The sequence below is a fragment of the Microcella sp. genome (assembly GCF_033763155.1).
Classification (GTDB): domain Bacteria; phylum Actinomycetota; class Actinomycetes; order Actinomycetales; family Microbacteriaceae; genus Microcella.
The window spans coordinates 1-8,949 of the sequence record NZ_JANRKZ010000194.1; the positions used below are offsets into that span (position 1 = coordinate 1).

The 8,949-nt window shown below is 66.6% G+C and carries 10 protein-coding genes and 1 tRNA gene; 5 read left to right on the forward strand and 6 right to left on the reverse strand.

The features are described 5' to 3' along the window. Positions 1–120: 120 nt before the first annotated feature. A complete protein-coding gene (locus tag SFU54_RS08255; RefSeq protein ID WP_413466588.1) occupies positions 121–1,368 on the reverse strand; it encodes an isochorismate synthase in 1,248 nt (415 codons plus the stop codon). Positions 1,369–1,448: 80 nt separating this feature from the next. Here SFU54_RS08255 and SFU54_RS08260 point away from each other — a divergent pair, with 80 nt between their 5' ends. From SFU54_RS08260 to SFU54_RS08270, 3 genes are read left to right on the forward strand one after another with little or no spacing between them, the layout of a single operon-like run. After that, positions 1,449–2,159 carry a class I SAM-dependent methyltransferase gene (locus tag SFU54_RS08260; RefSeq protein WP_319015803.1) on the forward strand — a complete coding sequence of 237 codons (711 nt, stop codon included), beginning with the start codon at positions 1,449–1,451 and terminating at the stop codon, positions 2,157–2,159. 34 nt (positions 2,160–2,193) lie between these two features. Beyond that, positions 2,194–3,258, forward strand: coding sequence for a polyprenyl synthetase family protein (locus SFU54_RS08265; protein WP_319015804.1), 1,065 nt, complete (start codon positions 2,194–2,196; stop codon positions 3,256–3,258). 48 nt (positions 3,259–3,306) lie between these two features. Then, positions 3,307–4,659 (forward strand): FAD-dependent oxidoreductase, encoded by a 1,353-nt coding sequence (locus tag SFU54_RS08270; protein ID WP_319015805.1) that lies wholly within the window; start codon positions 3,307–3,309, stop codon positions 4,657–4,659. 10 nt (positions 4,660–4,669) lie between these two features. Here the strand turns inward: SFU54_RS08270 and SFU54_RS08275 are convergent, their stop codons facing one another. Genes SFU54_RS08275 through SFU54_RS08290 form a run of 4 tightly spaced genes read right to left on the reverse strand, consistent with a single transcriptional unit; the run spans position 4,670 to position 7,545 of the window. Continuing rightward, positions 4,670–5,080: a DUF1801 domain-containing protein gene (locus SFU54_RS08275; protein ID WP_319015806.1), complete on the reverse strand. Its 411-nt coding sequence runs from the start codon at positions 5,078–5,080 to the stop codon at positions 4,670–4,672. A gap of 19 nt (positions 5,081–5,099) precedes the next feature. Further along, the gene (locus SFU54_RS08280; RefSeq protein ID WP_319015807.1) at positions 5,100–5,561 is read right to left on the reverse strand and encodes a GNAT family N-acetyltransferase; all 462 of its coding nucleotides are present in this window, start codon (positions 5,559–5,561) and stop codon (positions 5,100–5,102) included. Next, positions 5,558–7,048, reverse strand: coding sequence for a cardiolipin synthase (gene cls / locus SFU54_RS08285; RefSeq protein ID WP_319015808.1), 1,491 nt, complete (start codon positions 7,046–7,048; stop codon positions 5,558–5,560). The genes SFU54_RS08280 and cls overlap by 4 nt, the downstream gene beginning before the upstream one ends. Before the next feature lie 8 nt (positions 7,049–7,056). Next, positions 7,057–7,545, reverse strand: a complete 489-nt coding sequence (locus SFU54_RS08290; RefSeq protein WP_319015809.1) for a YajQ family cyclic di-GMP-binding protein — start codon at positions 7,543–7,545, stop codon at positions 7,057–7,059. 15 nt (positions 7,546–7,560) lie between these two features. Between SFU54_RS08290 and SFU54_RS08295 the strand changes: the two genes are divergently transcribed. Further along, entirely contained in the window at positions 7,561–8,328 is a 768-nt protein-coding gene (locus tag SFU54_RS08295; protein ID WP_319015810.1) for a lytic transglycosylase domain-containing protein, read from the forward strand. 86 nt (positions 8,329–8,414) lie between these two features. Further along, positions 8,415–8,496, forward strand: a tRNA-Tyr gene (locus SFU54_RS08300). A gap of 45 nt (positions 8,497–8,541) precedes the next feature. Here the strand turns inward: SFU54_RS08300 and SFU54_RS08305 are convergent. After that, a partial coding sequence (locus SFU54_RS08305; protein ID WP_319015811.1) for a tyrosine-type recombinase/integrase occupies positions 8,542–8,949 on the reverse strand: 408 nt, incomplete at its 5' end.

Below are 8,949 nucleotides of genomic sequence, written 5' to 3' on the forward strand. Positions count from 1 at the left end.
CGCCGACTTCGACGTTGAGGTCGAGAAACGGCGGCTCGCCAGTTCCTAAGGAAGAGAGCGGCCTGCTGCGCGGCCGGTGGGAGCCCCTGTGTTGATGCGGCGCCCTCCAAGAGAGGGCGCCTAACGGAGGGCGTCTGCGATCGGCCGAAACTTCATGCGCGTTTCGGCGAGCTCGGAGTCGGGGTCGCTGTCGGCGACGATGCCCGCTCCGGCGTAGGCGGTGAGCAAACCGTCGTCGTCGATGCGCGCGCACCGCAGCGCAATGACCCATTCGCCGTCGCCGTCGTGGTCGATCCAGCCCACCGGCCCGGCGTAGCGGCCGCGGTCGAAGGGCTCGAGTTCGGCGATGAGGGCGAGCGCAGCATCCGTCGGCGACCCAGCGACGGCCGCTGTCGGGTGCAGGGCGGCGACGAGGTCGAGCGCGCTCGACGACTCGGCCAATTGCATCTCGACGTCGGTCGCGAGGTGCCACAGGTTGGGCAGCTTGAGCGTGAACGGCGACTCGCTTGCGGTGACGGCACGCACGTGCGGGCGCAGCGCGTCGAGCACGCTGTGCACGGCAAAGGCGTGTTCGTCGAGATCTTTCGTGCTCGTCGCGAGTTGGGCGGCCGCGGCGGCGTCGTCGGCTGAACTCACGCCGCGCGCGGTGCTTCCCGCGAGCACGCGCGCGCTCGCCTCGCCGCCGTGCACGCTGACGAGCGTTTCGGGGCTCGCGCCCATGAGCCCGTCGACGGCGAACGTGACGCAGTCGGGATAGCGGTCTGCCAGCTCGTGCAGCAGCGCGCGGCGGTCAGCATCGGGCGGGATGCTCGCCGTCGCATCCCGCGCAATCACCACTTTCTCGACCCGTCCCGCGCGAATAGCCTCGACGGCGCGGCCGACCACCGCCGTGAACTCGTCGCGGCTCAGTGACGCGGCGGCGAGGGTTGCCCGCGGGCGCTCGCCGATCGGCACGGCGTTCGGGGATTGCTCGGCAGCAGTCGCCCCCGCCGCCGAGATGTGGGTCACCCAGCTCACGCCATCGTGGCGCCCCACGATCACCGCGGGGACGATGAGCACACTCGCGGCGTCCGACGCGTCGGCGAACGCGAAGGTGCCCATGGCGACGAGGCCGGTACCGGGTCGGCGCACAGGGTCGACCACCTCGGCGGCGCGCGCGATTTCTCGCCAGGCCGCCGCGGCATCCGTCAATCGCCCGGGACCGGTGAAGGTCAACCGCAGCGTTTCGCCCAGTCCGACGATGCCGTCGCCGCGCCGAATCGCCGCGAGGGGATGCTGGGCGTCGGCGAACGCGAGTAGCTCGTCGTGGTCGGCCACGGGCTCGGTCACCGCGCGCAGGGCGACCCCGGGCGCGAGAGAGGCAGGCACGTGCTCAGGCTACTCCGCACACGACGGTCCCCCAGGCGCCTCACGGCGAACACCGGGCGGGCCCTCACTAGACTTGGGGCGTGACAAGGGCTGATCTGTCGAAGACACCGCGCGAGGTCGCGGCGATGTTTGACGGCGTCGCCCGCCGCTACGATCGCACGAATGCCGTGCTCTCTGTCGGCAACGCCGCACTCTGGCGCATTGCGACGGTGCGCGCTGTCGACCCGCAAGCCGGAGAGCGCATTCTCGACATTGCCGCAGGCACCGGCACCAGTTCTGTTGCCCTTGCCAAGTCGGGTGCCGAAGTCATTGCCCTCGATTTCTCGCAGGGCATGGTTGACGAAGGTCGCCGGCGTCACCCCGACTTGGCGTTTGTGCAGGGCGACGCCATGGCGTTGCCGTTTGGCGACGCAGAGTTCGACGCCGTGACGATTAGCTTCGGGCTGCGCAACGTGCAGAAGCCCGAGGTGGCCATTGCCGAAATGCTGCGCGTGCTCAAGCCCGGTGGCCGCGTGGTCATCTGTGAGTTCTCCCGGCCGCCGGTGCGGGTGCTGCGGGCCGGTTATCACGCCTACTTGCGCTACGTCATGCCGCTCATCGCGGGTGCCGCCAGCTCAAACCCCGATGCCTACCGCTACTTGTTTGACTCGATCCGCGATTGGCCCGAGCAATCGGTGCTGAGCCAGTGGCTCACCACGGCCGGGTTTACCCGGGTCGGCTACCGCAACCTCTCGTGGGGGGTGGTCGCCCTGCACCGAGGGCGCAAGCCCGCCGGCGCATCCGCGCAGTAAGCCGCCCCGACCGCCTCGACAGATCGGCAGACCGTTGACTCGCCTTCCCCCGCTCGCTCGCCGCAGCAAGACGCTTAGCGCGTCGCTCGGCCTCGGCGAGAAGCTGTTTGCGTCGAGTGAAGAGCGCCGCTTTGCCGAAGCGATCGAGACCGGCCTCGTCGAGGTCGAAGAGGGCCTTCTCAACGAGGTCGCGTTCGCCGATGACATGGCCGACGTAACGTCGCGCTATTTGCTCGAGGCGGGCGGCAAGCGCATTCGCCCGGTGCTCACGTTGCTGACTGCTCAACTGGGAGACGGCAACAACCACGCCGTGATCACGGCCGCACAAGCCGTCGAAATCACTCACCTCGCCTCGCTGTACCACGACGACGTCATGGACGAGGCCGAAATGCGCCGGGGGGTACCCTCTGCGCAAAACGTGTGGGGCAACTCGGTCGCAATCTTGACGGGCGACTTGTTGTTCGCGCGCGCGAGCAAGCTCGTCGCTGGCCTGGGCGAGGGCGCCATCAAGCTGCAGGCTGACACCTTCGAGCGACTGTGCCTTGGTCAGTTGCACGAGACGATCGGCCCGCGCGGCGACGACGACCCGATCGAGCACTACCTGCAGGTGCTGGCGGACAAGACCGGCTCGCTCATTGCGGCGGCCGCGCAAATGGGCGTCATCTTCTCGAATGCCCCCGAAGAGTTCGCAGCCCCTGTCGTCGCTTTCGGGGAGAAGATCGGCGTCGCGTTCCAACTCATCGACGATGTCATCGACCTCGCCGAACCGGAGGCCGAGACGGGCAAGCCGCAGGGCACCGATCTGCGCAGCGGCGTCGCGACGCTTCCGCTGCTGTTCTTGCGTCGCGCCGCGCTGACCGATCCCGACGCCGCAGCATTGCTCGCCCGCATCGAGCGCACCGTCGAGGTCGAGGGTCACGACGACGAAGTGGCCGCGGCCATCGCGGACTTGCGCGCTCACGCGGTGACCGCCGAAACCCTCGACGAAGCGCGACGCTGGGCCGACGAAGCCGTCGCCGCGCTCGCTCCGCTGCCCGAAGGCCCGGTCAAGCTCGCCCTGACGAAGTTCGCCGAAGCAGTGGTCGACCGAACCACGTAGGTTGCCCGGCGCCCTCCACCCTCACCCCACAGAAAGACACGCACGCGCATGACCAAGCTCAGGCTCGCCATCGTTGGTGCCGGACCGGCCGGAATCTACGCCGCCGACATTTTGCTCAAGCACGAGCGTTCGTTCGACGTCTCGATTGACCTATTCGAACAGCTGCCTGCCCCCTATGGCCTCGTGCGCTACGGCGTCGCCCCCGACCACCCGCGCATCAAGGGCATCATCAACGCCCTTCGCGAGGTGCTCGACTCGGGTGACATCCGCATTTTCGGCAACGTGCACTACGGCACCGACATCACGCTCGATGACCTGCGCTCGCACTACCACGCCGTGATCTTCTCGACGGGGGCGATTCGCGATGCTGCCCTCGACATCCCTGGCATCGACGCGCACGGCAGCTATGGCGCGGCCGACTTCGTCAGCTGGTACGACGGCCACCCCGACGTGCCGCGCGAGTGGCCGCTCGAGGCCTCGTCGGTCGCGGTGATCGGCAACGGCAACGTGGCGCTCGACGTCGCGCGGGTGCTCGCGAAGCACGCCGACGATCTGCTCCCGACCGAGATTCCCGACAACGTCTACCAGGGCCTGCTCGCGTCGCCCGTGACCGATGTGCATGTCTTCGGCCGTCGCGGCCCGATGCAGGTCAAGTTCACGCCTCTCGAGTTGCGCGAACTCGGCGAACTGCGTGACGTCGACATGATCGTCTATGACGAAGACTTCGACTACGACGAGGCGTCGAAGCGCGCGATCGAGACCAATAAGCAGATCACGGTCATCGACCGCGTGTTCACGCAGTGGCGTGCTCGCGAGACCGGCTCGGCCTCCCGTCGCTTGCACTTGCACTTCTACGCCAAGCCCCTTGAGGTGCTGACGGATGCTGACGGCCGTGTCTCGGGCTTCCGCTACGAGCGCACGCGTCCCGATGGTCACGGCGGAGTTGAGGGCACGGGAGAAGTGCGTGAGGTTGCCGTGCAGGCTCTCTACCGCGCTGTCGGATACTTCGGCTCACCCCTCGATGGCATTCCGTTTGACGAACGCCACGGCGTCATCCCCAACCACGAGGGTCAAGTGCTCGGCGATGACAACCAGACGGTTCCGGGTGTTTACGCCACGGGGTGGATCAAGCGCGGCCCCGTCGGTCTCATCGGCCACACGAAGAGTGACGCCATGGAGACCGTGCAGCACCTCGTGACCGACCAGGCCTCGTGGTGGAGCCCCGAGCACCCCGACGAGCAGTCGGTCGTCGACCTGCTCGACAGTCGCGGTGTGCTCTACACCAACCTCGACGGTTGGCACCGGCTCGACGCCCACGAGATCGCGCTCGGCGAGCCGCAGGGCCGCGCACGCGTCAAGGTTGTACCGCGCGACGAGATGCTGCGCATCTCGCGCGACTAAGCGTGCGCGCTCAGACCGCAGTGTCGGCCGTGACCGACCAGCCGAGGGCAACGAGCTCACGCAACACGTCGAGGTCGATGGCCGACAGTCGCGTGACGTAGACACAGTCGACACCAGTCGTGTGCGGCCCCAAGCGCTCGAGCAGTGCGGCTGCGTCGGGGTGGGTCTGCAAGCCATAGAGCGACAGCTTGGCCTTGCGCGGTGAAAACGCTGCGCGCGGCCAGATTCCTTCATGCCCGCTGGCGTAGTGGTAGGCGTAGGTGCCAAACCCCACGATGGATGGCCCCCACATGACCGCGGAGGCTCCCGTCACCGACGAGAAGAGCTCGACCAACTCGGCGCCCTCGGCGCTGCGCCGGGCATCGAGAGTGGCGAGGAATTCGTCGACGGGAACATCCGTCGGCAGCGTTTTTGCGCTCATGCGCGCCACCCTAGCGACATCAGACCTCTCGTGTCATGTAGACGCTGTTGGGGTCGAGGGTGTAGTCGCCGAAGGGCGGGCACTCGGTGAAGCCGTGCCGCGCATAGAGCCGGCGAGCGGGGGCGAAGAAGTCTTGCGAGCCCGTCTCGAGGCTCAGCCGCCGGTAACCGCGCCGCTGCGCCTCGGCGATCACGTGCTCGAGCAGCAGGCGACCAAGCCCGCGACCGCGCGCTTCGGCGACGGTGCGCATCGACTTGAGCTCGCCGTCAACGGGTGAAAGCTCGCGCACCGCGACGCACCCGAGCAGCGCGTCGTCATCCCACAGCGTCCACATCGTGACGTCGGGGCGTCGCAATCCGCTGAGATCGAGGGCGTGCACGCTCTCGGCCGGGCTCGTCGCGTGCATGTCGGCCAGGTGATCGGCAAGCAGGCGGTGCACCGCGGGCCGCGTGAGGTCGTCGAGTTCGATGTGCACGGTCATTGCACCGTGGCCGTCACGCGCGCGAGGTCGTCGAAGATGCGCATGTGCGCCGGTCGCTGCAACCACTGGTCGAGCGTGAGTTCGCGGGAGTTCTCGCGGTAGGTCTGCTCGATCGCTCGCAGTTCGCGAATGATCGACTCGCCCCGAACCATGACGGAGACCTCAAGGTTGAGGCTGAACGAGCGCATGTCCATGTTGCTCGACCCGATGATGGCGACTTCGTCGTCGATCGTGAAGTGCTTGGCGTGCAAGATCGTCGGTGCGCGGTAGAGCCAGATGCGCACGCCTGCCCGCAAGAGCTCTTCGTAGTACGAGCGCTGGGCGTGAAAGACCAGGGTCTGGTCGCCGATCTCCGAGACGAAGAGTTGAACGTCGAGCCCGCTCTGAGCCGCGGTCGTGATCGCGTAGAGCATTGATTCGTCGGGCACGAAGTAGGGCGAGCAAATCTGAATTTGCTCTTGAGCCGCGTAGACAAGCGAGTTGAAGAGGCGCAAATTGTTCTCGCCCTCGAAGGCGGGCCCGCTCGGCACCACTTGCGCATCCAGGCCTCGACCCGGATCGATCACGGGCGTCGTGCTGGTCTCGCGCAGCAAGAGTTCGTTCGTCTCGCTGTACCAGTCGGTGGCGAAGAGCGCGTCGATGCCCGCAACGATGGGGCCTTCGAAGCGCACCATGAGTTCTTTCCACGCGAGTCGTGACCCGTCGCGCCGGCGCCCGCGCTTGTAACCGCGCTCGATGAGGTTCTGCGAGCCCGTGAAGCCGATGGCGCCATCGACGATGAGGAACTTGCGGTGGTTGCGCAGGTCGGGGCGCTGCCACTGCCCGCGAAACGGCCGCACGGGCAACATGGGGTGGTGCTCGGCGCCGATCGCGTCGAGGCGCCGGCGCATGCGGCGATAGCCCTTCACGCGCACCGAGGCGACGTGGTCATAGAGCACTTTGACGGGGATGCCGCGGGCGGCTGCCTCGCCGAGCGCGGCAAAGAACGGCTCGGTCTCATCGTCGACCGACATGATGTAGAACTCGACGTGCACGCTGCGCTGCGCCCCGCGCACCGCGTCGGTCATCGCGGCGATCGACTCGGTGTAGTCGGTGAAGAGCCGCGCGGTGTTGCCGCCGACGAGGGGCATGGCCCCGAGATTGCGGTTGAGCTCGACGATGGGTTCGAGCCACGGGGGCCACGGCGAGTCTTTGCTCACGCGGTCCATGCCCTCGGTGGTTTCGAGAATGTAGGTGTTGATTTCGTCTTGCTGTTCACGCCGCCGTTTGGGCAGGCGGCGTGAGCCGAGCATGAGAAAGAGCAAAAAGCCGATGAGCGGCAGCGTGTAGATCAGCAGCAGCCAGGCGAGCGCGCTTTGCGGGCGCCGGTTGCGGGGCACGACGATGAGCGAAGCGATCGCGATGGCCACGACGACCACCAAGATGAGCATCGAGGTGATGAGAACGATCCAGGCCCCGACGCCACTGATTCTGATGTCGTCGGCCATGGTCGCACTCAGCGAAAGTTGACGAATTGCAGAGCGACGTCGAGGTCTTTGCCCTTGAGCAAGGCCATCGTGGCCTGCAGGTCATCACGACTCTTTGACTGCACGCGCAGTTCGTCGCCCTGAATCTGGCTCTTGACGCTCTTGGGGCCTTCGTCGCGGATGATCTTCGAAATCTTCTTCGCGTCGTCGCTCGAGATGCCGTTCTTCAGGCCCACCTCGATGCGAAACTCTTTGCCGCTCGCGTAGGGCTCGCCGGTGTCGAGGCTGCGAATGCCGATGCCGCGCTTGATCATCTTTGACTCGAGCACTTCGAGCACGGCCTTAACCCGCTCTTCGGCGCTTGCCTTGAGCAGCAGTTTCTCGCCGCTCCACTCGATCGAGGCGCCGACGCCCTTGAAGTCATATCGCTGCGCCACTTCTTTTTGCGCTTGATTGACGGCGTTCTCGGCCTCCATCTTGTCGACCTTGCTCACGATGTCGAAGGAAGAATCAGCCATGCGACCATCGTAGCTATGAGCTCTGCTGCAATCACTCGACTGATTGTCGGTTTGTCGCTCGGGCTCGTGATTCTCATCGTGCTCATCGCCGTGGTGCTGCGTCCGACCGGAGGGCCGATTCGGGATGCTGATCTCGCCCCAAGCGCGAGCGCCGCGCCGCGCTGGGCCGAGCCGGCGCCGCTTCCTCCCGCGGCGGCGACTCCGACCCGCGCGGGTGTGTCGGGCCTGGTCGACGCGGCGTGGGTTGCCGCCGTTGCGGCGGAATCGGGCATCCCCGAGCGCGTGCTCGCCGCCTACGCGGGCGCAGCGATCGCCAAGCACGCCGAACGCCCCGACTGTGTTCTCGGGTGGAACACCCTGGCCGGCATCGGGTGGGTCGAGTCGCGGCACGGCAGTCACGGCGGAGCATCCGTCGCCGACGACGGAACCGTCAGCCCAGCCATCATCGGCGTGGCGCTCGACGGTGTGTCGACCGCCCTCATCGCTGACACCGACGGTGGCGCGATCGATGGCGACGCCGAGTTTGACCGTGCCGTGGGGCCACTGCAGTTCATTCCCGGAAGCTGGGCCAATTGGTACATCGACGCGAGTGGTGACGGCGTGGCCGACCCGCACAACATCGACGATGCGGCGCTCGCCGCGGCCAACTATCTGTGTCGCGCGGTGCCCACTCTCGGCGATGAAGCGTCGTGGCGCGCCGGTATTGCGTCGTACAACGCCGAGGGGGTCTACCTCGATGCCGTCGCGACGGCGTCGGCGCGGTACGCCGCTGCGGCCGACTAACCCCTCGTGGTTTCTGCACACCCTCTGGCTCTTGTATTGTTGACGAGCGTCTTCGGTCGGTGACCACATCGGTCGGGTACGCGCTTGGCGAGTTACCCAAGTGGCCAAAGGGATCTGACTGTAAATCAGCCGTCTACGACTTCGGGGGTTCGAATCCCTCACTCGCCACCCCAGTGAAATCAAGGGTTCTGCGTCACTTCGCAGGGCCCTTGATTAGTTTCCGGCCTCTCGTGTGTGCACGGTGTGTGCAATTCGGGATGCTCGCGGCGGCAACACGGACTCTGCAGCTTCAGCGGCCGCCCGGTTCGCATCCTCGAGTAGGTGCGAGTACAGGTCGCTCGTGATGGCAATCGTCGAGTGACCGAGTCGCTTCGACACCACGCCGAGAGGTACGCCTGCCGAGAGCAGGAGCGAGGCGTGAACGTGCCGCAAGCTGTGGAAGGTCGCGTCGGGCAGGCCTGACGCGTTCACGAGGTCGTCAAAGACTCGTGAGATGTGCGCGGGCCTTACCGGTTCACCGTTCTCGCGAGTGAACACATAGCCGGTGTCGGTCCACGCTTCGGCCCACGCCGCGCGTTCCTGGTCCTGTCGGAGACGCCAGGCCACGAGAGCCCCGATCGC

Coding starts and splice junctions, on each gene's coding strand:
- SFU54_RS08270 (WP_319015805.1), top strand. CDS start 3,307: ATGACCAAGCTCAGGCTCGCCATCGTTGGTGCCGGACCGGCCGGAATC.
- SFU54_RS08275 (WP_319015806.1), bottom strand. CDS start 5,080: ATGAGCGCAAAAACGCTGCCGACGGATGTTCCCGTCGACGAATTCCTC.
- SFU54_RS08280 (WP_319015807.1), bottom strand. CDS start 5,561: ATGACCGTGCACATCGAACTCGACGACCTCACGCGGCCCGCGGTGCAC.
- cls (WP_319015808.1), bottom strand. CDS start 7,048: ATGGCCGACGACATCAGAATCAGTGGCGTCGGGGCCTGGATCGTTCTC.
- SFU54_RS08290 (WP_319015809.1), bottom strand. CDS start 7,545: ATGGCTGATTCTTCCTTCGACATCGTGAGCAAGGTCGACAAGATGGAG.
- SFU54_RS08295 (WP_319015810.1), top strand. CDS start 7,561: ATGAGCTCTGCTGCAATCACTCGACTGATTGTCGGTTTGTCGCTCGGG.